Origin of the sequence: Defluviitoga tunisiensis, from assembly GCF_000953715.1 — a bacterium.
Classification (GTDB): domain Bacteria; phylum Thermotogota; class Thermotogae; order Petrotogales; family Petrotogaceae; genus Defluviitoga; species Defluviitoga tunisiensis.
In genome coordinates this window covers 693,756-719,198 of sequence record NZ_LN824141.1, presented here as the reverse complement: position 1 = coordinate 719,198, position 25,443 = coordinate 693,756, and the positions used below count along the sequence as shown (strand labels likewise).

Below are 25,443 nucleotides of genomic sequence, written 5' to 3'. Positions count from 1 at the left end.
GACGCCTGTTAGGCGCCTCTCTTTAATATTAGAACAGGATTTATATTACAAAGTGGCTTTTATCTTCTCTGATCCTATTTGAGATAAAGGTCTTTCGTACAGAAAATCTTTGGTAACTTTTCCTTCTTTTATCTCTACTATTCTTTTTGAATATTTTTCTACTATTTTCATGTTATGTGTTACCATAATGATTGTTATTCCCATTTCGTTGTTAATTTTTAAGGTTAAGTCCATAACTTTGTCAACATTTTTGGGATCTAAAGCAGCGGTATGTTCATCCAATAAAAGAAGGTCGGGATATGTAATCGCAGCCAATATCATTGAAAGTGCTTGTTTTTGACCACCGGATAATTCTTTAACCTTTGTTTTTAACCTATCTTCTAGACCCATATTTAAAGATTTAAGTAATTCCAATCCCTTATACTTTCCAAAAGAGAACAATCTATTTCCCTTTTTTGATCCTAAAATTAGGTTCTCTTCTATAGTTAAATCCGGAAATACACCTCTATCTGGTTCTTGATATACTATTCCAACATTTCTAAAAAGTTTATATGGTTTAGTGTGTCTAATATTCTTATTATTTAATATGTATTCTCCTTCTTCAGGATAAACTTCTCCAGTTAAAATTTTTAACAACGTAGTTTTTCCTGCTCCATTTGGACCTATTATTGTAACGAATTCTCCTTTTTTTATCGTTAAATCTAACCCATCTAACGCCTGTTTTTCATTTGTGTGGCTCTTATTATAGACTACTCTGATGTTTTTAAGTTCAACCATTTTCTTAATTCAACCCTCCTTAAACCTATTACTATTATTATAAACAGGGAGGTAACTAACTTCATGTCACTGGATTGAAAACCTATTGTATAACCATATCTCATTGCTAAAGCCAGCAGTATTTGATAAACAACTGCACCTATCACAGGACACAACATGTTATAAAATAAATGAAATCTCCCAAAAATAATCTCCCCGAGTATTACTGCCGCTAATGAAGTAACTACAACTCCCTGTCCCATATTTACGTCTGCAAAACCTCCATACATTGAGAATAAAGAACCTGCTAAACCCGCATAAAAATTCCCTAAAAAAAGCCCTACTATGCTCATTATTTCTGGATTTATTCCTAGATTCTTTATTCCTTCCTTATTTCCTCCATATCCCCTTAATGCAATGCCAAATTCTGTTCTAAGAAATATAATCGTGCTAAAAACTGAAACTGCCACTATTACGCCTATCAGTATTGTTGAATTATATCCAGACTTTTCTCTAAATGGTGAAATAGTTTTTTTTGATTGTTTGGACGTTTCTATTTCAGACATTTGTGTGTTTGGTTTTATTCCTAATAGGTCATCTAATTTTGTCTTTTCTGTGTATCGAGCCTCTTCTTGAGCTGCAACTTCCTTTGGAACTGAAATGTTTGGCCCGTTCATAACTCTAATATTAATTGAGTAAAGCATCGTCATAATTAAAATACTGGCCAGTAAAGAATTTACACCTAATTTATTGTGTATGGAAGCAGTTAATATACCAAAAAATCCCGCAAGTATGCCTCCACAAATCAAGCACAAAATCCATGGTAATCCTAAATACATTAGTGAAATACTAACAGCTCCCCCTAGTACATAGGACCCATCTGGTGTTAGGTCTGGTAAATCAACAACTCTAAAACTAATAAAAACTCCGATAGCAGCTAACGACGCTATAAGTCCTTGTTCTATAATACCTATTAAATCCATTTTATTATCCTCCTACTACTTCATCAGCTATTTCTAAAAACTCCTGTGGTATTGTTATATTCAGCTTTTTTGCTCTATCTAAGTTTATATAAAAAGATAAAGCATTTGCACTAACTATTCTCGATTCTATCTCCGATGGTTTTTTTCCATTAATAAGGTCTAGAACAATCTGACCGGTCTCAACCCCCAGTTGATAGTAATCAAATCCAAAACCTAAAACAGACGTATTTCTAGCTATATCAATATCCCCTCCAACTACGGGTATAGCTAACTTCTCAAATACTTGTCCCAGAATCTCAGAAGAAGAAGCAACTAAATTATCAGTAGATAAATAGGCTACATCTATTCTATTTGCATTGGCATGAAGTGATGTAACTAGTTCATTTGCAGAAGTCCCAGTTATTTCGATAACATTTAAACCTATTTGACTTCCATATTTTTTAGTCTCTTGGGCTATAAAAACAGAGTTTGCTTCTCCTGGATTATAGAGTACTGCTAAATTTTTTGCGTTTGGAAATATTGTCTTAATAAGTTTAACATGTGTCTCTACTGGTACCATATCACTTATTCCAACTACATTCCCTGAATTTTTTCCAAACTTTGGTATCAATCCAGCACTTATCGGATCTGTTACAGCACTAAACACTACTGGTTTATCTTTTATTTCGGTTGCTGCTGCTTGTGCTGAAGGGGTAGCTATTGCTACAATTATGTCTACATCAGTTTTGAGCTTTTTTGCTATGGCTATCGCATTCTGAAATACATTTTGGGCATTCTGATATTCAATTTCTACATCTAGCCCAGAACTGTTTAACACATCTACTATTCCTTCATAGATTTTATTCAAAGCAGGATGTTCTACTATCTGTGTAATACCAACTTTAACGACAGCAAAAGTTAATGTGAATAAACTTACCAAAAGCAATGTTAACACTAATCTTTTCATTAAAAAACACCTCCTGGAGTTTTTGAAAATAGCTATAAAAAAAGGGTGTCTACTTTTTTGTAGACACCCAATCTGAATTCGCCTTCGCCTAATTACGACGTAAAAAGGCATTGGAAGGCACCAAACCGGGTGTCTTTCCAATACCAAAAGTAAAAATATCCATTATTTTTTATGTTTCTAGTTTTATCTTTATATGAAATTTCTTTCATGGTAATCCTCTCTTTACACAATATTAATTTTCCATATTATAGCACCTTAATTTAAACTTGTCAATAGTGATTAAATTTTTTACAAAAGATTTGAAAATAATCTACAAAAAGACTCTGTAAACTTGGTTATCCAAGGTATTTTTTCAAAATAATTCTGAGGCAACTTTGTGCTTATCTTTAAATCTTCTAGAAATATATTTTCTAATTCTTTAGTTTTTTCTTTATCATAGATCAATACATTTGCCTCATAATTAAGATCAAAACTCCTTATATCTATATTAGCACTTCCTACCGTAGAGATTTTACTATCAATTGTTATGAATTTGGAATGAGTGAATCTATCTTTTTTGTAAAAATAGATATCGACATTATCTTTTATCAATTCTGCTAAATATGTTCTGGATGCAAAGTAAACCATAAAATGGTCTAGTTTACCTGGAAATAATATTTTTATTTTCACACCTGAAAGAGCTGCTATTTTTAGAGCTGTCATTATGCTTTCTGGAGGAATAAAATAGGGGGTTGAAATATAAATATGATCTTTTGCAGTGGTAATCATTTTATGAATCATCTGCATTATGGAAGGAGTTTCTGATTCTGGCCCACTGACAGCTATTTGTAAAATAGCATCCCCTTTTTCTTCATGATTTTTATAGTATTTGGATGTATCTAAATCAAATTCTTTCTTTCCATCTATACTCTTTATCTTTCGAAAATCTTCTAAGAAAACTTTCTGGAGTCCATTTACCGCTTGGCCTTCAACTTTTAAATGTACGTCCCTCCAATAACCTAACCTTCCTTTGCCAAGATATTCATCACCAATGTTTAATCCACCAATGTAAGCAATTTGGCTATCAATTATAGCTATCTTTCGATGATTTCTGTAGTTTACTTGAGTATTAATTAACTTTAATAAAGGAGATAGAAAATAAGTATATAGAGCTAATTCTACACCAGCTTCTTCAAGATCTTTAATGTAGCTTCTTCTTACCCTTGCTCCTATTTTGTCAATTATAAATTTTACTTTTACACCTTCATTTGCTTTTTTTATAAGAAGTTCTTTAAGTTTTTTGCCTGTGTCATCTCCTTTAACAAGGTAGTATTCTAAATGTATCGTTTCTTTAGCATTCTCTATTTCTTGAAAAAATGATCTGAATTTTTCTTTACCATCTTTAAAAATAGTGACGTCATTACCAAAATACAAGGGAGATCTTGAAGTCCTTTCTAAAAGATTTATTAGTTGTATATATTCATCTGATACATTTCCCAAAACTTTTTCCAGTCTTCTTATCTCTTCTTCTGTTACAGTTAAACTAGACTCTAAATCTATATCACTTGTAAGTTTACTTTTTTTCCAATTTCTTCCAAAGAATAAGTATACCGCAAAACCTATCAAAGGAAAGACCGCAAAAACTAACAGCCAACTTATCGTTTTCTCTGGCCTTTTTCTCTCCAAGATTACTACAATTATTGCAATTACAGCATAAATTAATACAAATAAAGTCCAAAACTCAAATTTGCCGGAAAAAATATAATACATTACTATCTTACCTTCTATTTATTATATTTTTGTATATATTATATACTTCTTCGTGTATTTCTTCTTTTGTTTTTAGTCGGCCGTCATCTTTTAAACAATTGATTATATTCCAATTATATTTAGAAGCCACATACATGGCATTTTGATAGGTTTTGTTTATATAATTAATGTTTTTTTCATGTATATCTTTTTTACCGATTCCTTCAACCTTTTTATCTCTTTTTTTTAACAATTCAACACTTATTTTTGGGGGAATATTTAAAAAAATAACCAAAGAAGGCTTTGGTAAAGCAAATTTGTTGAATTCTAAATCCCACAGCCAGTCTAAAAAACTATCTTTTTCTTCTTTTGTTTCAAATTTTGATGATTGATATATCATATTTGAGGTTGTGTATCTGTCAGCAATTATTATGCCACCTTCTTCATAGAATTGTTTTAATTCTAGATTATATGTAGCATACCTGTCTACTGCAAAAAAAGTTGAGGATGCATAAGGATTAACAGATTCGGCATCTTCTCCAAATTCACCTCTAAGATACATTTTTATTAAGCTTGAAGATTCACTTTTATAATTAGGAAATTCTACCTTCAATACTGTTTCTTTCTCATTAATAAGACGATTATATAGTAAATCAGATTGAGTGGCTTTGCCGCTCGCATCTGTACCAGATTCTAGTACAATTAATTCACCTTTTTTCATATTCACCCTCATTTCTATTCTCTTTATGACTAATTTTAGTATTTAAATATTATTCCTACTGCAGCTGCTAATCCAATATATACAATGGGATGCAACTTAACCTTTTTCATTAAAACCAAAATTACTCCAAATAAGATTATAGCTTTGATATTAAATAAGTTTAAAAAATTATGTGTTTGAGCGAATAAGTCTATGTTAAAAAGAGCTATTTTGAAAACCTCAAATCCAGCTGCACCTATTAATCCTATAACTGCTGGCCTTAAAGTATAAAAACCATTTTGAACTATAGGTTTTTCATTTACTTTCCTAAAATAACTAGCTATTAATGAAATAATTATAATAGATGGTGCAACTATTCCTAACGTGGCTATTATTCCACCCATTATGCCCGATGTTTTATACCCAACATAAGTCGCTGCATTAATACCTATTGGACCTGGTGTTGATTCGGAAATTGCTATAATATCTAGTAATTCTTGAGATGTAATCCATCCGTAAGTATCAATTAGTTCTTGTAGAAAAGGAATTGTTGCTAGCCCACCACCAATAGAAAATAATCCTATTTTAAAAAAAACAAAAAATAATTTTATATAAATCATTTTGAATCTACCTTTTTACCTTTAATTATTACACCAACTAAAAAAGATATTATAACTACCCATATGGGAGAAATATCTAAAAAAGCAACAACAGAAAAGGAGAGTAAAAAAATAATTATTCCCAAATAATCTTTTATAGCTTTTTGCCACATGCTTATTATTGCATTTAATATAAGTGCAGCAACAGCTACTCTAATTCCAGCAAAGGCATGTTGAACTATCTGATAATGTTCAAATTGATCAAAAAAAATAGCAATAACAGTAATAATTACAATAGATGGAAATACTATTCCTAAAGTGGCTACAATAGCCCCCAAAATACCCTTTCTTTTATATCCTATAAAGGTTGCTGTATTTACTGAAATTATTCCAGGGGTACTTTGCCCTATTGCATAATAATCGAGGATCTCTTCGTCTGTTGCCCAACCTCTTTTGTCAACAATTTCCTCTTGAATCATTGGAAGCATTGCATATCCTCCACCAAATGTTAGGACACCTATTTGAGCAAAAACTTTAAATAGCTCCCACAATTCTTTCAATCAGCATCACTCCAATTTTTCTAGTGAATCTAGTCTATTTACTATCAATTTGGTAGCTCTGCAATCTTCTTCATTGTATTTAAAAATTCTTTCTAAAGATCGTTTATCTCCTTTTAGATACAGTCTATATTCTAAAATTACAGCAAATCCATTCAACTCAGTTTTCCATTGGTATCCAAAATATTTGCTAATGTCTTTTAAAGAGTAAGAAACTACAGGCAATGTATAATTCTCATTGATAACCTCATATAAGTCTAATGAATTAGCGATTTTATTATTAATAATTGTCTTATACTTTGGATATTTATTTGCTATCTTTTTTAAGGCTAGGATATCACTTTTATCATAATGTAAAAGTGGTTTATCTTTATTAGATAAATAAGATATCATTTTTTCTACACTTTTTGATTCATTGTTGCCTAGGAAAAAAGGTGTATAGTTGTCATTTTCTAAAAAACCAAAGAGAAAATCTTTTCTCATATAGCTTTCTACATCAAAAACTATGTAATCTTCTGGAAAATTAAAGGGCTCTACAGCAATAATCTTATCTTCTAATAAAGATTTAAGGTTGTAAAGAGGTTTTCTGAATTTACGATCCATTTTATCTATTTGATTGCTCTTTACTATCAAAACAGGATCCAACTGCATAGACTTTAACTCTTTGATTAAATTTTGATTAAAATTTGGAACAACAGAAATGTCACCATTATTTAAGAATTCAAGGTGACAAGTTTTTTTGATTTTACAGAATTTGCAGTGTGGTCCGTGAGTTTTTGGAACATTTTTAAGATCATTAAAATCTTTTTTTATCCATTTCTCTCTCAATATAATATCGCTAGGGAGAACTTCATAACTAGCATTTGAGGTTTCTAACACTATTCTTTTTATAGGTACTTTTTTTTCCTTAAAGTATGTGTATACTGCATAAATATGTAACCAATAAGTTTTCTTGAAATTATTCCCCAATCTAGTAATTTTCACGATGCCATCGTTTATACTTTCGTAATTAGCTTGAACGTTGATATCTTCAATATTTACATTAAAATAGATCCCTTGCCTTTTATAAGTAGGAACAAAATATCCGCAATTTTTAAAATTTTCATAGTACAATAAATCCATTATTTTATGCACACCTTTTCTTTCTATTTAACTTAATTAATCGTTTGCATTTATCCTTTATATAATCTTTCAATATCACCAATATCGTAAAATAATGCGGCTAAGCTTTTTAAAAATCCTAATCTGTTTAATCTGATAGCCTCATCTTCCGACATAACAAACACATTGTCAAAATATCTATCTATATCTTTCTTTAAAGATAGAAGCGTTTCAATTGCGCCTGAATAATCTAATTTTTTTATGTATTCTTCAAAACGAGTTTTAACTTCTAGGTATTTTTGGAATAATATCTTTTCTTCATTTTCTACAAATAATCTTCCTTGATAATCTAAACTGCTATGGTTTTTTGAAATATTATTAACACGTTGGAATGCAATTAAGAAATCTTGAAACTCTTCTTTTTCTAAAAACTCATCTAAGGATTTAGCAGCTAGATAAGCTCTAAGTGGTTTAAATGAGTTTATCAAAACAGCATTAATAGCCTCTTTAGAAATATTTTCTCTTTCTAATATTGTGGCTAATCTATTATCAATAAATTCTTTTAAAATCTCTTCTTTTCCTTCCAAAGATATATTTTGATTGTTTGTTTCTAAATATGTTTGCAAAGTGAGATTAAACAAATCATTAAGATTGAGATCCCATTCAAGTGTTATTAATATTCTTAATATTCCAAAAGTTTTTCTTCTTAATCCAAAAGGATCTTTTGATCCAGTGGGTATTTTATTTATGCCAAAATATCCAACTAAATCATCAAGTCTATCAGCTAAGGACACAATGTTTGATATCAAATTTGTTGATATTTCATCGTATTCTGATACTGGTTTATAATGATCTTGGGCGGTTAGGTATACGTCTTCTTCTTCTCCTTTATGTTGAAGATAAATTCTTCCCATAACGCCTTGAAGTTCGGGAAATTCATAAACAACCTTTGATGGTATGTCTATTTTACATAACAAGCCAGCTCTTTTAACAATGTTGAGGTCTTTAAAATTTAGCATCTGGGCTATTTTCTCTGAAATCCTTGAAATGCGCTCAACTTTATCTCGGTAACTTCCTAGTTCCTTCTGATATGTAATTTCTGAAAGTTCTTTCAACCTTTCTTCTATCTCCGCTTTCATGTCATCTTCAAAATAGAATGCAGCGTCGTCTAATCTAGCGTTGATAACCCTAGTATATCCACTCACAACATTTTGCTCTCTTCCAAAACCATCTTGAAATGATATATATAAATTTAATAATTTATTTTCTTTTGAGGCAACAAAGCTTCTTTGATGGTGTTTAATAGTTACCGTAACAATCTCTGGAGGTAAGAATAAATTCTTTTCGTTGAAACTTCCTAATACCGCTGTTGGATACTCGGTCATTTTAGCGACCTCTTGCACGAGATCTTCATGTTCTTCAATTGATACGGTGATTTTATTCTCAATTTCTATTGCATTTATTTCTTTTTTAATCTTTTGAATTCTTTCTTCATAAAAAGGTAATACATATTGATTTCTTAACTGTTCAAAAAAAGCGTCTATATTATTTACAATTATCTTGTCACCAAAGAATCGATGTCCAAAACTTATATTTGACGACTTTTTGCCAAATATCTCAAAAGAAATTATCTCATCGTTGTATAATGCCAAGACCCAATGTACAGGTCTTACAAAAGAAAACTCGCCTGTTCCCCATTTCATTGGTTTTTTAAAGGTCATTTTTGTAACAACTTCAGGAATTATATTTTCTAGAACTTTTTTGGTAGCTTCACCTATTTTAACCAACTCAATATATGCATATTCTGAACCATTAAATGACTTGAACTGTATATTTTCTACAGGTACACCCATACTTTTTGCAAAACCTTCTAAGGCTTTTGTAGGCTGATGTTGTTTATCAAAACAAATACTTTTAGGAGGACCTTTTCTTTCTTCTTTTTGATCCTCTTGTTTTAAAGGTAGCCCCTCTATATATGCTCCAAACCTTCTGGGAGTAATAAAAATATCTAGGTTATTAAAAGATAGCTTGTGCCTTTCTAGTGATTCAACAAGATTTGATTTAAGTTGCTCAACTATACTATCAAATTCACTTGATGGAAGATCTTCAACGCCTATTTCAAATAATGCTTTATTCAAGGTTGACAACCTCCGTGTTTAAACTTTTTAGATAAGAATTAGCACAACTTTTTGCCATATCTCTAATATCTAAAATATATTTTTGCCGTTCATTTACACCTATAGCATTTCTTGCATCTAACAAGTTAAAAACATGGGCACTTTTTATCATATAATCATAAGCTGGTAAATAGAAATTATTATTTATTAGATTTATAAATTCTTTTTTGTAAAGAGTATATAGGGTTTTAAGCATTTCAGTATCGGCTATTTCAAAATTATAGTGAGAAAATTGCCTTTCGTTTTCTTTATATAGTTCTTTATATTTAACATTAGCACTCCATTTGGTCTCATAAACATTATCTATCCCTTGTAAATACATTGCTATTCTTTCTACACCATACGTTATTTCTACAGGTATATATCTTAAAGGGATTCCTCCCATTTGTTGAAAATAAGTAAATTGGGTTATCTCCATTCCATCAAGCCATACTTCCCATCCTACCCCCCATGCCCCTAAAGTTGGTGATTCCCAGTTATCTTCTACAAATCGAATATCATGTTCTTTAGGATCGATTCCCAAAATTTTTAAAGAATCAAGATAAATACTTTGTATTTCTTCTGGTGAAGGTTTTAAGATAACTTGATATTGATAGAATCTCTGCATTCTATTTGGATTTTCTCCATATCTTCCATCTGTTGGCCTTCTACATGGTTGAGCATAGGCTGCACGCCATATGTTGTCCCCTAAAGATTTAAAAAAAGTAGAGGGGCTGTACGTTCCCGCCCCCATCTCTAAATCATAAGGTTGATCTATTATACACTCTAATTCTGACCAGTACTTTTCTAAAGTCATGATTACATCTTGAATAAACAATTTTGTTACGCCTCCATTATTCTACAGATATTAAAAGCGGATAATGTTTTTGACCACCTTCATGAATTTCCATTTCAATGTTAGGGTATTTTTTTGTTAAATTCTTAACTATTTCGTCTATTTTTTCCTTCTTGGCACCTTCACCATATATGATGGTTACAATTTGATATCCTTTCTTTATCAGTTCTTCAAGTATTTTCTCAGTTTCTTTATATACATATCTGCTGTGAGCTTTTAAATCTCTACCAACAAATATCAAATATTCACCTTTTTTAATCTTTTCTCCATCTATTTGAGAATCACGTATGGCATAAGTAACGTTTATTGGAACTATAGATTGAACGTAACTCATCATAGATTCTTTTAACTCTTCTTCTTCAAGATTATCATCAAATCCTAACATTGCACTTATACCTTCTTGAACGTGCTTGGTAGGAATTACTACAACTTTCTTATCTGTAAGTTCAGATACTTTCTCTGCAGTCATAATAATATTAGGATTATTTGGTAGTATTAGAACTTTTTTATGGGGGAGTTTATTTACAGCTTCAGCTAAATCTTTAACGCTTGGATTTACGGTTTGACCTCCCGTAACTACTTCGTTCACACCCAAACTTTTAAAGATCTGAGTTATACCTTTTCCTGGTGATACAGCTACTACTCCCCAATTTTTATTGTTAGAATTCATATATTCACCAACCAATGCATGTTCTATTTTTTCCGAAGCTCCCCTTAACTCTTTTTGCTCTTCTAAAACATGCTTGCGCTGGCTTTTCATGTTATCTACTTTAACTTTCATTAATTCACCATATTCAAGAACCTTTTCAAAGACGGTACCTGGATGGTTAGTATGTATATGAAACTTCAAAACCTCATCTTGATTGACTAATACTATTGAATCACCTATACTTTCAAGAAATGCTCTGATGCTTTCTAAATCACTTTTTTTTATTGGAATTTTATTGAATTGTACTATTCCTTCAGTACAATATTGGAACGTCAATTCTTCATAGGCTATTTGAGCTATTTGTTCAGGAGTTGCCTCTCCTAATACTTCCAAATCAACCTCTACATCTCCGTGTATTGCGTCCCTCATGCCTTTAAAAATATAAGCCAGACCCTTAGCACCCGCATCTACCACATTGGCATCTCTTAATTTTTTTAAGTATTTAGGAGTTTCTTTTACAATCTCAAAAGAATAATCTACAATTGCATCAAACAATTTTAGAAAATCTTCTTCACCGGTCATCGTCTCTTGCAATTTCTCTGAAAGCCTTCTAATTAACGTTAACATTGTTCCTTCAACCGGTTTCATAACTGCTTTATAAGCTCGGTCTTTAGCATTGTTTAGAGCTTTTATAAAATCCTGTGTTGTAATTCTCTTCTTTTTTTCTAATACTTCGGTAATTCCTCTAAAGATCTGAGAAATTATAACACCAGAATTACCTCTAGCACCTAAAAGTAATCCTTTTCTAAGTGCTTCCATCATTTCCTTCATATCGTTCTTGTTTTCAACGGCATCCATCCATTTGCAAGCTTCAAGCATGCCTGCTAACATATTATTTCCTGTGTCTCCATCAGGCACTGGAAAAACGTTCAACACATTAATTTCATCTTTATGCCTTGCTAATTCTTCTGTACCTTTTTTTATAGCAAGGTATATATCTTTAGCATATAAATATTTTTTCATTTCTATACACCTTTTAGCATTTTAAGCCCGAGACGTTCACGTTCACCTTTAAATTCTCGAAATTTAACATAGACTTGACTCTGTGATGAACGTTTTCCTGAATGTTTTCGGCGACTTTTTTTATAGGTAAACCATATTCAAGAATCAAATATAAATCAATAATTAAGTGCTCTTCATCTTCAGAAACATTTATGCCTTTATCTTCGCTTTTTCCTAGTATCTTATCGAAAAAACCAGATTTTCCATACATTTCTACTGCACCATAAGATTCAATAACTGCTTTATAAACTAAATCTCTTATAACATCATTTTTGATATCAATAGTTCCATATTCTGTTTCTATCAACATAAAATTCACCTCCGTAGTTTTTGGCTTTATGTAAGTTCACTCAAAACACCAGATAGATAACCTACGACTGCGTGGTAATCTCCACTTTTTTCTCCACTAGTAGTATGTTCAATTATCTCAACTTTTTTGAAACCGATGCTTATCGCAGTTGCAACAGCTCCATATCCACACATTGATATATTATACTGCCTTATGGCATTATACATCGTGTCTAAATCTAGTTTTTTAATAGCTTCTATTATTTTTCCATCTTTTTCTATTGTTTTTTCATGATTTTCATAATGGTTCATATCAGTAGATGCTACTATTAAATCTCCATCTTGTATTATTTCTTTTAAGATACCGCCCAGTTTTCTAGCAGTACTAAGACTTTGATCCATCAAACATATTGGAATTATTTGAAAATCATTATTTAAAATATATTGAAGGAAAGGTAATTGTACTTCTAATGAATGTTCCCTTAAATGAGCAGACTCATCATTAGGTTGTTTTATTCTTGATATTATATGTTTCGTTGCCTCACTATCCACATCTACCGAACCTAATGGCGTTTTCCAACTTCCCTTCTCATAGACAGATACAGATGAACCTAATCCAGTATGGTTAGGACCTATTAAGAAAGCCCTATTTGCCTTACCTTCTTGAAATACTTTTTTATAAGCTTTAGCAGCTGTTTCCCCTGAATAAATATAACCTGCGTGGGGAACTATCACCGCAGTAGGGGGCATTAATTTACTTAGATTAGGAACGTATTCTTTTCCAAAAAAACTTTCTAGCATACTTTTTAATCGTTTCGGATTTGAAGGATAAAATGTTCCTGAAACTATTGGTTCTCTAACCATTTGTTAGCCTCCAAAAACTTATTTCACTTAAATTTAAAAATGATCTCCCAAATCTGGTCGATTTAACGCTTCTGCTCTGATTATGATTACTAAATCGTATAAACTCTCTGTCGTTTCATAAGTAGAAAAAATTTTTCCTAGAATTGGAATGTCTTTAATAATAGGAATACCTTTTTCCTTCTCTATTGAACTGATAAAGTTTAATCCTCCTATTTTTATAAATCCACCACTTGGAATTATAAAGTTGCTCTTTATACTTCTCTCATCAATTATGTTTTTTTGCTCATTTTTTAGCTCACTTATACTTATTTCTAAATGAGTATCTACCAATTTTGTAATGTTATCATAGATTCCTTGTACATCCATTTTAAAACCTGATTCTATTTTAGAATATATCTTACCTTCATCGTCAAATACCGGAACAGATAAAACAGATCTTATCGTTGCAGTATTACCCTCGTTTACATATATAACAGGCTTAGAAACCAAAAATGCCTTATCTTTGTTATTATTAATTATACCATTTATTCCAACGTTTTGCTTACTAAGAAGATAAAGTTCTTCTATGGACAATTTTTCAATATTTTGTCCAGAAAAAACAAATACCTCAAATTTTAACAATTTACCATTCTCAAAAAATCTTATAGTATTTTCATTTACATAATGATAATTAATACCTTGAGATATCAAATAAGACATTAATGTCGACATTGTCAAATCAAAGTTGTTTACTATAATCTTCCTGTTTTCATTAAAATCATATATTATGTTTATTTTTTCAATTTTAGCAACGTATGCTAGTAAATCTTTTAAATAAATTTCCCCATATAATTCTTCAATATTTAAAACATTTTTAATGTCCTTTATTAAATCACTCTTTTCTTCTTCATATTCTAAAATGTATATTATTTTGTCATCAAAATTCCCTATTTTTGAATATTTTATTTTTTCTTCTAGTAGTATTCTATCAAAAATTGGGGTATTTTTAACATTTATAACAGCAAGCTCCTTTTTGATGGTAGTTATAACAATTTGGTTTTCATTTTCTTCTTGAGAAATCTGTGAATTAATTATATTATTTATATCTTCGGCAATATTTAAAGATACTTCATCTCCCAACAAAAAATATCTGTTTTTATCCAAGGGATATACCTTTACATCTGTTATTTGATCCAAAAAAGAAAGGTCATAGTTTGAATTTAACAAACGATACTTTTCAATAACTTCATTTTCATTTGCTGACTTCTTATCATCTTTTAAAGGTATCTGATTTAACAAGTTTATCACTTGAGTAATCTTTTCACTTTCTTCTACATCCGCAAGAATAGCATAGTACTTTTCTTCAAACATCACCACTTTACAATCAAAAAGTTGTTTCAGCAACGTTAAATCGTGATTAGATTCAAAAAAGAATAATTCAGTGTTTTTTCTATCTTCTTTGTTATCTTCTTCTATATGAATATTGAACTCCTTTGAAAATATTAGTTCATCTGTTTTTTCTGGATTGTTTAAATAACTTTCTATATAAATAGGTAATTCATTCTCAAATATTTTAGAATTATCTCCAATAAAAACCGTCTTTTCATCATAAAATATGGTAGATAATGAATAAATTTCTTCTAATATCCTTAAAAAATATTCTAATTGTAATTGAGTAGCGTTAACAGAAAAGTCAACTTCAGGAATATCGCTCGTTTTTATCCAATCCCAACCTGCATAATCGAAAATTAGTCCTATAGCATCTGTTAACCTTATTTTTTTAAAATTCATTTTTTGAAACGTATATGGTTCATATCCATAGAAAAAAATTGTATTATCTTTAATATCTATATGTGCAATAGGATACAATAGTTTTATTACCATTATATTTTTAGATGTTTCAATCTCTTTAACAGGACCTTTTGCAATTTGATAACTACCTTCTTTAAAAATATCTTCTTCAAATATAAACTTATATATTGTTTTTGAGTCATTATATGTATATTTGAATTTTATATCTGTTTCTAAGAACACTATATTGGCATTTTTTTGAGTATCATAATCAAGATATATACTAAAAACGCAAGAAGATAAAAATACAAAAATGATTGTCAAAAAGGTCTCCTTTTTTGTTCTCATTTGTATTGTCCCCCTTGTATATATTTTAAAAAAGTACTTGAAATTCATTTTGATTAGTCAATATCAATATTCCGTCGTCAAATATCTCTAAAATTAAATCTTCACCAAGTTTTTCTTTTGGAGAAAGTTTCATTAAAGAATCAAAAAAGTAGATAAAACCATTATATTCTCCATTCATATCTTTATATACCCCTGAAAATTCTACGCCTGGTTTCTCATATTTTGTAAAAAACTCTTTGTTATTCCATAATTCGTTAAATTCTATTGCTAAAGTAGACAGGGGATCAAAATTATGAGAAGATTGAATATTGTCAGGTTTTAAATTTGAAGTTTTTTTGTTTATTCCTACATAATTGAATATTGGAGGGGAGAAAACCACAGAAAGATTAAAAGTGTTACTTAATTCTAAAAAAAGGTCGTCTTGCCTTTTTAAAGTTAAATGTTCTATTAACAACTGTGATTCAAAAACATCTTGCAAATCTTCTTCTAACTTATATGTTGAATTATAAACTGCTTCTATGTCTTCACTAATATAAATCTCAAAAATATTGTTTTGAGATTCTTTTAATTTATAATTTTTAACAAAAATAAGGGTTATTAATATCAAGATAAATATTATTAGATAATGTTTTATTGTTGTCCTCCTTCAGTTTACTGATTTATCCTCGCTTTAGAAATTACAAAATAATTCATTTTTAAACTTTTCGGTACTTGCACCGAGGAATGGGGAGGGCCACACCCTAATCCCATTATAAGTTAAAAATTCCATTTTTAGAAAATCTTCATTCCTAAAGTATCTATTTACTGGCTTATTTCTAGAACCACATAGTATTTATCATTTATCTTTAATTTACTTATTTCTATAATTTCATATTTCGAAACAATTTTTGTAGAAGGTTCAAGAAAAGAAGAAACTTTTGCTTTTATACCACCGGAATAAGAATAATCAAATTCTATAAGGTAGAGGTCATTTTCAATTAGAAATTCAAAAAATTCTTTAAACTCTTCTCTCTGTTGATTTACACGCTTGATGTATTGATTATACTGGGCTTCATATTTTTTTTGCTGAACCTGAAAATCATTGATGACGATATATTTTCCGTATATTTCAAAAATTAATAATATTGATATACATAATATCATTAGAACAAATACATATTTCAACCACTTTCTTAAACTAGATTCTATAAAGAACATTTTTTGAATCCTCCAAAGAATCTATTGCCAAAGATTTTAATTCTTCATCATTTATAATAATGTTAGGTTTTTCTTTTACAATAATCCCTGAAAACCCATATTCGTGATTTCGAATAAACTCATAATTATAAAAACTAGTTTTAATAATATATTTTCCTTGATCTAAACTCAAAACTTTTCTTAAAATCAGTGCTTGTACAGGAAAAAAAGTATCTATAAAACATGAATATTTGTACTTTTTATAATCTTTCATTGACAATACATAATAGTAAATTATGTCAGATACAAATATTTTTTTGTAATAGATTAACTTATTAGATATTTCATTAAAGTATGTCTTTCTAAATTGAAATTCGTTTTGAAATGGTTTTATGAAAGAATCTATATGGTCTATAACTACTTTTTTTCTTTTATAATTAAACTTTATCATCGTATTTTCTCTAAAAATACTTATGGTATTGTAAGTGCCCCTGTTACGGGCACAACATTAAATATAGTCTTACCTTCACTATTTACTATTCTTCCGCCTCTACCAACTATTTTTCCAGAACTCCAAAACAGGTTTTCATTTGAATTTGATTCAATTCTATATCTTATATCATTTGTAATAAACTTAACCTTTCCTTGAATTATATGACTAGAAAAGATTCCGTTGAGATTATTTGCACCATAGTGTACTGATGCACTTCTTGTTTTATACACTACTTCTGAAGCTATAAATCTTTCTGTAAGGATGCTAAACATCTCTTGTATAGGAAATATTACAAAATATCCAACTATTCCAAAAAAAATTATCTCAATCAGCAGATACACTATAACCTCCATAATCAAAAATCCTGCATTTGAAGTATTATTTTCTCTATATTTCAAAACCCATCCCTCCTATATATACGTTGGAGTATATTTCATATGCTAAACTAACAACAATTAATGATAAAAAAACTATTAACATCGGCTCTAACATCTTCAATAATTTTTCTGATGCCCTTTTAAAAGAAGAGTAATAATACCTTTCTAAAAAATCAAATACTTCCTTGTAGTCGCCTTTCCACTTGGAAATACTCATAGTTAAAGAGAACTCTTTAACATCATTAACTTTTGAAAATACTTCATTTATATCTTGGCCACTTTCTAAATAAATTGATGCGGATAAAAACTTGGATAATATATACTGAGATTGAGTGTTGGATAAAACTACTTCAAGCGAATCATAGAGGGTTAGACCACTTTTTATCAAGAGATTAATTTCTCTAGTAAATGTGTAAAGTATATAATTTTTATAAAATGTTTTTAATATTGGAATTTTTGTCCATATTACGTCGTTTTTTTTCCCAATGATTAAAATTATCAACGTAAATGAAAAAGTTATCAACAAAAATGTCAATAAATATGTTGACAACTTTAAATTAATTTCATAACCTAATAATGATGAAAATTCTGGAATGATAAAAAACTTTAAAAGAATTAATATCACCACAATCGAAGAAAAAACTAAAAAAGGATAAATTGTTGATTTTTCTACACTTTCTCTAGAAAGTATCATATTATCATAATAATCTTTTAGGTTTGCCAAATTTTTCCTTAAAGAATATGTTGTTTTAGATATATTCATTACGTACTTAAAATACTCGTCCAATTCATAAAAATCAAAGGAGGTTTCATAATCCAATCCTTTTCTCACCATAAAATAACTTTTGAACAACACACCTCTTATGAACTTATCAACCTGATCGTTGAAAACTAAGAAGCTCAATCCTTCAAATAACGTTAAACCCGAATTTACAAGCAAATATAAGTTTTCAACTATTATTTTCATTTTATCAACATTAATTTTTTTTGTGGAAAAATAAAAGTTATCAACACGAATGTTGATAACTTTTAATTCAAGATTACTGAAAAGTTCGTATACCTCTTCTTCTTTATTTAGCAGCAAATAACAGACATATTGTTTATCCAAAAACTTGTCTATGAGCTCTACTTTAAAGAGTTTTTTCATTTTTTTCCTCAAATTTAAATATTTTTACGTTATTATTTTTTTTAAGTATGTCTAAACATATTTCATAAAAATATTTACTTCTCATGACTTGTATCGTCTTGTATGTTCTTTGAATTGTTGAATGCTTATAATAATTATAACCTAGATCATAAATATGTATGTCTTCATTCTTCAATTTCAATAGAGAGTAACACGGTGTTCTTGATAAAGATGCAGTGTTATATAGCCAATCTTTTGGAGGCCTTATGCCTGGAATAAGCGTAGAATAAAATAAAGCATCTTTTAAATTTTCTATCGTTTTTAATTTGATCTCCTCAGTCTTTAAATCTATAAGCTCTATTTCTAGATTAAAATTGATCTTTACTGTATCTTTGATCTCGTAATCAAAATTGCCTAAACCCTTTGAAAGGTAGAGACAATTTCTAATATTTCCAATAAAAAAATAATCTTTATCTATTTTATTTAAGAATGGCTCTATTATATTAAGTGATTCCTTTAAAAGCATAATTTTTCCTAGTTTATAACAACTCAGACAAAATCCAGTTAGTCCATTTGTAATAACTTTATCATACTTTGATAAATCTAGTTCTCTAAGATTCATTGCGGCTTTGACTCCATTCCATCCAAAACCACCACTAACTAATATCATCTTAGCTTCTCCAATATTTCGTCTTTTTTATCTATTACTGCTTTTCTTCCTGTTTCTATAAGTTCTTGAGTCTGCGTAAAATCTAATGTTTTATATTTTTCAGTAGGTAATTCAATAATAATATTTGCATCGCTTTCTGTAATAGTTTGTAATATATTCTCTCTTATTCCATCTATTCTATCAAATGCGTCTGCTGAATTCTTTACTTCACTATAATCTCGCTTTTTTGAAAGCAATTTTAGTCCAACGATTTCGTCAGCCCCTAATCTCTTAGTTGTTCTTATTGGAAGAATTTCCAAGGTTCCACCATCTGTATATTTTTTCCCGTCTATCTTAACAGGCTTGAATACACCAGGCATTGCCATACTTGCTTTCACGGCAGGTAAAATATCTCCTTGTGTAAATACTGTTAATTCACCGTTTTCAATATTCACAGCGGTACATGCAAATTGTATAGGTAAGTCTTCAAATCTCAAGTTTTTTAGAATTTTGTTTAAAACCCAAAAATAAAGAAAGGATGGTAAACTAGCTGGCAACATGCTAGATCCTAAGCACTTAATAAAAGGTTTAATCTCTTTTGACGACGGGGCTTTCTTAATCAGCGGTGTATTTTGCAAATTTAATGCATATTCATACAATAAATCTACGTTTCCTAACGCTGCATACCCTACCCCTACTAATGCGCCAATACTAGTTCCTACCACCATATCAAACTTTATTCCCATTCTGTCTAATTCCAATAAAGCGCCCACATGTGCAGCGCCTTTTGCTCCGCCGCCTGATAAAGCTAGTGCACGCAAAAAATCAGTCCTCCAGAAAATTTGAAATGTTTTTAACTACCTCTTCAAGCTTTTTTACTTCTTTACCCCCTGCTTGAGCGAAGATAGGACTTCCTCCACCTCCACCCCCAAGATAAGAAGCAATCTTTTTAGCAATATGTCCTGCGTTAAATTTGTTAATCAGCTCTTTTGAAACTTTAACTATGATACTGACATTGCTTTCATTATTTTTATTAAATAAGATAACAACACCTTTACCTAGCTTTTGTGATAAAACATCCGCTGTATTTGCGTGTACGTCTTTGTCAACGTTTTCTAAAATAGCAACTATAACTTTTTCACCTTTCACTAATATAGGATTTTCTAGGAATCTTTCGATTTCCTTTGATGCAAGTTGAGATTGTAATTTCTTGATTTCTTTCTCTTGTTCTTTTATTATTTTCATAAATTCATCTATTTTACTCTCAATGTTATCCCTTGACACCTCTAATTTAGTTGCAATACTATTTACTATTTTCTCTAAATGATTCACATATTTAAGACTTTCTATGCCAGTAATAGCTTCTATCCTTCTTACACCAGATGAAATTGAAAATTCGGAAATAATTTTTAACATACCTATTTCACCGGTATTAGATACATGGGTGCCACCGCAAAATTCTCTCGAAAATTCATTTATTTCAATGATTCTAACAGTGTCGCCATATTTTTCTTCAAAAAGTGCAAGTGCATCTAGATTTTTTGCCTCATCTAAACTTTTTATATAAGTAATTACTGGTAAAGCTTTTTGAATTTGTTCGTTGACAAGACACTCGATTTCTACGATTTCATCTTCTCTTAATGATTCAAAATGAGTGAAATCAAATCTCAGCCTTTCAGGTCCTACATACGAACCTGCTTGTTTAACATGATTACCAATTACTTTTCTTAATGCAGCATGAATAAGATGTGTGGCAGTATGATTTTTTTCAATTGCTTTTCTTCGGGATTCATCAACTTTAAGTGTTACTTCATCCCCAACTTTTATATTCCCTCTTTTTATTTTTACGAAGTGAGAGATGACTTTTTCACTGACGAACTGAACATCTACTACTTCACTTTCAAATAGGTTTGAAAAAATTATTCCTTTATCTGCAACCTGTCCTCCCTTTTCAGCATAAAAAGGGGTTTTTAAGAAGAATAATTCGACTTCTTCACCTTCTTTGGCTTCTGTAACTAAATTATTATCTCTAACAATCAGTTTTACTTCCTGAACAGATTCGAGCATTTCATAACCTATAAACTCAGTTTGATTTATTCTTTTGATAACCTCTTTGTAAATTGATTTGGTTTTATCGTATTCAACCGACCCTGAAGCATATCTTGCCATTTCTCTTTGAGTATCCATTAATTGATTAAATTCATCTTCATCAACCATTATTCCTTTTTCTTCTAAAATCTCTTTAGTAATATCTAAAGGAAAACCATAGGTATCATATAGTTCAAATGCAATAGAACCAGGAAGAACCTTTGTATTATCTAATGTTTCAATTATTTTATTTAACCTTTCTACACCTTTTTCTAAGGTTTCAAAAAATTTTTCTTCTTCTATATAAGTGATTTTTTTAATTAACTCTTGCTTTTCGATCAGCTCTGGATATGTTTTTCCCATTTTTTCTATGACAGCTTCTAAAATATTTCTCATGAATGGTCCTTCGGCATTTAATAAAGCTCCGTGCCTCACAGCCCTCCTAATCAACCTTCTAAGTACGTATCCCCTTCCTTCATTAGAGGGAAGAATGCCTTCTGAGATTAAAAAGGATATTGCTCTAGCGTGATCAGCTATAACTTTTATTGATACATCAGTTTCTTTGTCTTGTCCAAATTTCACATTGAACGTCTTTTCAATCTCTTCAATAATTTCTTTAAACAAATCTGATTTAAAATTATCATATTTTCCTTGAACGACAGCACAAATTCTTTCAAATCCCGCACCAGTATCAATATTCTTTCTTGGTAAAGGAGATAAATTTCCTTCTTCATCCGCATAGAACTCGGTAAATACAATATTCCAAATTTCTACAAACCTTCCACAATCACATGCAGGTGTACAATTGTCAGGATCAGGACAATTTTCAACGTGTCCAGTATCATAATAAATTTCTGAACACGGACCACAAGGTCCTGTAGGTCCTGCAGGACCCCACCAATTATCGTCTTTCCCAAATCTTAATATTTTATTCTCTGGTATGTTTATTTTATTTTTCCATATGTTAAAAGCATCATCATCAGTTTCATAAACTGATACCCATAATTTTTCAGAATTCATATTTAATTCTTTTGTCAAGAATTCCCATGCCCATTCTATTGCTTCTTCTTTAAAATAATCGCCAAATGAAAAATTCCCTAACATTTCAAAAAAAGTATGATGTCTAGGTGTACGTCCCACATTTTCTATATCATTAGTTCTAATACATTTTTGACATGTAGTTACTCTAGTATAGGTAGGTTCAACTTTACCCCAAAATATTGGCTTAAATGGGACCATCCCAGCAACTGTAAATAGTAACTGTGGATCATTTGGTATTAATGAAGCACTTGGCAATCTTTTATGACCTTTAGATTCAAAAAACGACAAGAATTTTTCTCTTATTTCGTCCGAATTCAAATAGTTCATCTAAACAATTCCTCCTGTTTTTACCAGTTTTGTTTTTTGAAAATTTGTGTAATTACATTTTTCCCTAACTATTCTCATCTATATATTTTCCCATATCTCAAAATACCTCAAGCGCTAATATGTAACAAGTAAATAGGGGAAAGAACCCTCTGAATAAGAGATATCTTTATCGATTTTATATAAATCTTTTCCAGATAGATCTTCACCTGTATATTCTATTTTAATTTCTCTTGATCCACCTGCGGATATTTGTATATTCTCAGGAGTTGTACTTAAATAGTTTTCATTAACTAATGTTTCAATGTTCAAATCTTTTAAGTTGCTATTAAAAAGTGAATAATTTAATACAGCAACTTCTACATTTCTCATATCTGTTATTACTTTTGTAGCTTCGGCTTGAGTGATAATCCCTTTAATTGAGGGAACGGCAATACTAGCAATGATAGCAATAACACCTAACACAACCAGTACCTCAATTAGTGTAAATCCTTCTTTAAATTTCTGCTTAATCATTTTTAACCCATCCTTATGTTTATTTAAACCCCTATTATAGCCAAAAGCAGATACCACATAGGCGTGGCTATCAATAAGCCATCTATCCTATCAAGCATTCCTCCATGTCCGGGAAGAATCTTACTTGAATCCTTAACATTATAATATCGTTTAATAACAGATTCCATAAGATCTCCAATAGTGTCAAAAATTCCAACCATTAAGGCGAATATAAAAAAATGCAAGATATCCATTTTCGGCATTACAGAAAATAATAATCCAATAAAATCAAAAATAAACAAATACACAAAAGTAAATGCAATTCCTCCAATTAATCCCTCCCAACTTTTTTTAGGAGAGAAATGTGGAGAAAGTTTATGTTTACCAAACTTCGAACCTATAAAAAAAGCGCCTGCGTCATAAGCCCAAACAGATGTAAGAGCCATGATCGCTAAACCAGATCCATAATTCATTTGAATTAAATAAAAATGAGAAAGAAAGAAAGAAACATATAATAAGCTCAAAGCAGATGATTCAATTAATCTTTTTGTATATTTTATTTCTTTCACATTTATCAATATCAAAATAATACAGATTACAAAACCTAAAAAGAAAGTACCTTCAGCTTCAAAAGGTAAAATCCCTCTAGATTCAGCTTCAAGAGCAAAACCATATACTAAAGTTGAGGCTCCTACGATAAAAGTTATAAGAAATTTAATTAAAGGATTTTTTAAATCACTTGTAAACATTTCTATCAATTCAAAAGATGAAATCATAACAATAGCAGTGACTAATCCAAGGAGAGTAGGATAGGTTAAAAAAGAAAAAACAACAATTGGACCTAATATCACACCTGATATTGTTCTCTTTGCGAGCTCTTTTTTATTCAAAGACGTCACTCCACTTGATTTATATTAGCTTGGATAGGTATTGCTCCAAATTTTCTTTCTCTTTTGGAATAATCTAAAAGTGCCTTAATATATTCTTCACGAGAAAAATCTGGCCACAATACATCAGTAAAATAAAGTTCTGCATAAGCCGACTGCCAAAGAAGAAAATTACTAAGTCTTTTTTCACCAGCTGTTCTTATAATTAAATCAGGATATGGAACATTAGAAAGATACAGATTTTCGTTAATGTCTTCTATACTCACTTGTTCTTTAGATTGATTTAAAATTTTGTTGACTGCATCAACAATTTCTTGTCTACCACTGTAATTTAGTGCAAGAATGACAGTTAAATCTTTATTTTGACTACTCATTTCTCTTATTTCAATACAAGATTTAAACACTTCATCTGGTAACTTGTCAATTCTACCAATAAATTCAATCTTCACCCCATTATCGATTATCTTTTTAAAGTTTACTTGAAAATAACCTACAAAAAGCTCAAACAAAAAATCTATTTCTTCTTTTGGCCTTTTCCAATTTTCTTCCGAAAAAGTGTATAGAGTGAGATACTTTACATTAAACTCTTTAGTCCATTCTATCACTTTTTCTGCCACAACCGCCCCTTGCTCATGACCATACGATCTATCTTTATTATTTTTTGTAGCCCATCTACCATTTCCGTCCATTATAATTCCAATATGGGTAGGTAAATTAATACCATCTGGAATTTCGTTAGAGATCTCCATTTAATTTTCCATAATCTCCTTTTCTTTTCTTTCATAAATTTTTTCGACTTCTTCTTCCATACTCTTTAAGACTTCTTGAATTTCTTCTTCAATCTTTTTAGCTTCATCTTCACTCAATTTGGAATTATTTTTGTCATCTTTTACCTTTTTTATATCTTCTCTTCTGATATTTCTTAATGCAACTTTTGTTTCTTCTAACATCTCTTTAGTAAGTTTTACTAATTTCTTTCTATCCTCTACAGTAGGGGTTGGAAACTTTACTCTAATCACATTCCCATCGTTTATTGCATTGAAGCCAAAGTTTGAGGAGTTTATTGCTTTTTCTATAGCTTCAAGCATCTTTCTATCCCATGGACTAATTATGACAGTTCTATCTTCACCTATACTCATGTTGGCAATTTGATTAATTGGGGTAGGCGTTCCATAGTAGTTTACTTTAATATCTTCAAAAAAAGCCGTTGATGGTCTACCGGTTCTTACTTTTTTTAACTCTTCTTCAAAATGTTCTACTACTTTCGCCATCTTTTCTTCTGTTTGCTTAGCATAAACGCTTTTCCTTGCCATTATTTCACCTCCACTTGTTCAAGATATAAAAAAGTCTTTAGCAAAATTAATCAAATAGAGTGTAGTATAATTAATTTATGTACTTTTATATCAGAATCAAAATTTATTATA

The 25,443-nt window shown here is 30.1% G+C and carries 26 protein-coding genes; all 26 read right to left on the bottom strand.

The genetic code is table 11. The annotated features are described in order from the left end of the window. Window positions 1-45: 45 nt before the first annotated feature. The 26 genes from DTL3_RS03435 to frr all read right to left on the bottom strand — a co-directional run bounded on the left by DTL3_RS03435 (window position 46) and on the right by frr (window position 25,332). Window positions 46-777 (bottom strand): ABC transporter ATP-binding protein, encoded by a 732-nt coding sequence (locus tag DTL3_RS03435; RefSeq protein ID WP_045087532.1) that lies wholly within the window; start codon window positions 775-777, stop codon window positions 46-48. Then, window positions 750-1,739 carry an ABC transporter permease gene (locus DTL3_RS03430; RefSeq protein ID WP_052670322.1) on the bottom strand — a complete coding sequence of 330 codons (990 nt, stop codon included), beginning with the start codon at window positions 1,737-1,739 and terminating at the stop codon, window positions 750-752. The genes DTL3_RS03435 and DTL3_RS03430 overlap by 28 nt, the downstream gene beginning before the upstream one ends. A gap of 4 nt (window positions 1,740-1,743) precedes the next feature. Beyond that, window positions 1,744-2,685, bottom strand: a complete 942-nt coding sequence (locus DTL3_RS03425; protein ID WP_045087531.1) for an ABC transporter substrate-binding protein — start codon at window positions 2,683-2,685, stop codon at window positions 1,744-1,746. 288 nt (window positions 2,686-2,973) lie between these two features. Then, a complete protein-coding gene (gene cls / locus DTL3_RS03420) occupies window positions 2,974-4,434 on the bottom strand; it encodes a cardiolipin synthase (protein WP_045087530.1) in 1,461 nt (486 codons plus the stop codon). 7 nt (window positions 4,435-4,441) lie between these two features. Further along, window positions 4,442-5,134, bottom strand: a complete 693-nt coding sequence (locus tag DTL3_RS03415) for a dTMP kinase (protein ID WP_045087529.1) — start codon at window positions 5,132-5,134, stop codon at window positions 4,442-4,444. 35 nt (window positions 5,135-5,169) lie between these two features. Then, window positions 5,170-5,733, bottom strand: a complete 564-nt coding sequence (locus tag DTL3_RS03410) for a chromate transporter (protein WP_045087528.1) — start codon at window positions 5,731-5,733, stop codon at window positions 5,170-5,172. Continuing rightward, complete coding sequence (locus DTL3_RS03405) at window positions 5,730-6,272, bottom strand: chromate transporter (protein WP_045087527.1); 543 nt, start codon at window positions 6,270-6,272, stop codon at window positions 5,730-5,732. Before DTL3_RS03405 ends, DTL3_RS03410 begins: the two co-directional genes overlap by 4 nt. A gap of 6 nt (window positions 6,273-6,278) precedes the next feature. Then, entirely contained in the window at window positions 6,279-7,391 is a 1,113-nt protein-coding gene (locus DTL3_RS03400) for a TM0106 family RecB-like putative nuclease (RefSeq protein WP_045087526.1), read from the bottom strand. Between the two features lie 50 nt (window positions 7,392-7,441). After that, window positions 7,442-9,508: a glycine--tRNA ligase subunit beta gene (gene glyS, locus DTL3_RS03395; protein WP_045087525.1), complete on the bottom strand. Its 2,067-nt coding sequence runs from the start codon at window positions 9,506-9,508 to the stop codon at window positions 7,442-7,444. Beyond that, window positions 9,501-10,364 (bottom strand): glycine--tRNA ligase subunit alpha, encoded by an 864-nt coding sequence (locus DTL3_RS03390; protein ID WP_045087524.1) that lies wholly within the window; start codon window positions 10,362-10,364, stop codon window positions 9,501-9,503. The genes glyS and DTL3_RS03390 overlap by 8 nt, the downstream gene beginning before the upstream one ends. A 16-nt stretch (window positions 10,365-10,380) precedes the next feature. Continuing rightward, window positions 10,381-12,054 (bottom strand): DAK2 domain-containing protein, encoded by a 1,674-nt coding sequence (locus tag DTL3_RS03385; protein ID WP_045087523.1) that lies wholly within the window; start codon window positions 12,052-12,054, stop codon window positions 10,381-10,383. A 13-nt stretch (window positions 12,055-12,067) separates the two neighbouring features. Next, a complete protein-coding gene (locus DTL3_RS03380) occupies window positions 12,068-12,403 on the bottom strand; it encodes an Asp23/Gls24 family envelope stress response protein (RefSeq protein ID WP_045087522.1) in 336 nt (111 codons plus the stop codon). Between the two features lie 26 nt (window positions 12,404-12,429). Continuing rightward, window positions 12,430-13,245 (bottom strand): AmmeMemoRadiSam system protein B, encoded by an 816-nt coding sequence (gene amrB / locus DTL3_RS03375; protein ID WP_045087521.1) that lies wholly within the window; start codon window positions 13,243-13,245, stop codon window positions 12,430-12,432. A gap of 33 nt (window positions 13,246-13,278) precedes the next feature. After that, window positions 13,279-15,363: a hypothetical protein gene (locus tag DTL3_RS03370; protein WP_045087520.1), complete on the bottom strand. Its 2,085-nt coding sequence runs from the start codon at window positions 15,361-15,363 to the stop codon at window positions 13,279-13,281. 25 nt (window positions 15,364-15,388) lie between these two features. Continuing rightward, complete coding sequence (locus DTL3_RS03365; protein WP_045087519.1) at window positions 15,389-15,970, bottom strand: hypothetical protein; 582 nt, start codon at window positions 15,968-15,970, stop codon at window positions 15,389-15,391. 194 nt (window positions 15,971-16,164) lie between these two features. Beyond that, a complete protein-coding gene (locus tag DTL3_RS03360) occupies window positions 16,165-16,560 on the bottom strand; it encodes a hypothetical protein (protein ID WP_045087518.1) in 396 nt (131 codons plus the stop codon). After that, complete coding sequence (locus DTL3_RS03355; RefSeq protein ID WP_045087517.1) at window positions 16,541-16,990, bottom strand: hypothetical protein; 450 nt, start codon at window positions 16,988-16,990, stop codon at window positions 16,541-16,543. The genes DTL3_RS03360 and DTL3_RS03355 overlap by 20 nt, the downstream gene beginning before the upstream one ends. Window positions 16,991-17,010: 20 nt before the next feature. Further along, the gene (locus tag DTL3_RS03350) at window positions 17,011-17,430 is read right to left on the bottom strand and encodes a hypothetical protein (RefSeq protein WP_045087516.1); all 420 of its coding nucleotides are present in this window, start codon (window positions 17,428-17,430) and stop codon (window positions 17,011-17,013) included. Further along, a complete protein-coding gene (locus DTL3_RS03345; RefSeq protein WP_045087515.1) occupies window positions 17,420-18,556 on the bottom strand; it encodes a type II secretion system F family protein in 1,137 nt (378 codons plus the stop codon). The genes DTL3_RS03350 and DTL3_RS03345 overlap by 11 nt, the downstream gene beginning before the upstream one ends. Continuing rightward, entirely contained in the window at window positions 18,540-19,205 is a 666-nt protein-coding gene (locus DTL3_RS03340; RefSeq protein ID WP_045087514.1) for a hypothetical protein, read from the bottom strand. Before DTL3_RS03340 ends, DTL3_RS03345 begins: the two co-directional genes overlap by 17 nt. Next, window positions 19,202-20,005, bottom strand: a complete 804-nt coding sequence (locus DTL3_RS03335; protein WP_052670320.1) for a patatin-like phospholipase family protein — start codon at window positions 20,003-20,005, stop codon at window positions 19,202-19,204. The genes DTL3_RS03340 and DTL3_RS03335 overlap by 4 nt, the downstream gene beginning before the upstream one ends. A 4-nt stretch (window positions 20,006-20,009) precedes the next feature. After that, window positions 20,010-22,640, bottom strand: coding sequence for an alanine--tRNA ligase (alaS, locus tag DTL3_RS03330; RefSeq protein WP_045087513.1), 2,631 nt, complete (start codon window positions 22,638-22,640; stop codon window positions 20,010-20,012). A gap of 114 nt (window positions 22,641-22,754) precedes the next feature. After that, entirely contained in the window at window positions 22,755-23,153 is a 399-nt protein-coding gene (locus DTL3_RS03325; RefSeq protein ID WP_045087512.1) for a type II secretion system protein, read from the bottom strand. A gap of 23 nt (window positions 23,154-23,176) precedes the next feature. Continuing rightward, the gene (locus DTL3_RS03320; protein ID WP_045087511.1) at window positions 23,177-24,022 is read right to left on the bottom strand and encodes a phosphatidate cytidylyltransferase; all 846 of its coding nucleotides are present in this window, start codon (window positions 24,020-24,022) and stop codon (window positions 23,177-23,179) included. 5 nt (window positions 24,023-24,027) lie between these two features. Continuing rightward, window positions 24,028-24,768 carry a polyprenyl diphosphate synthase gene (uppS, locus tag DTL3_RS03315; protein WP_045087510.1) on the bottom strand — a complete coding sequence of 247 codons (741 nt, stop codon included), beginning with the start codon at window positions 24,766-24,768 and terminating at the stop codon, window positions 24,028-24,030. Continuing rightward, window positions 24,769-25,332 carry a ribosome recycling factor gene (gene frr, locus DTL3_RS03310; protein ID WP_045087509.1) on the bottom strand — a complete coding sequence of 188 codons (564 nt, stop codon included), beginning with the start codon at window positions 25,330-25,332 and terminating at the stop codon, window positions 24,769-24,771. It abuts the gene before it with no gap. Window positions 25,333-25,443 lie beyond the last annotated feature (111 nt).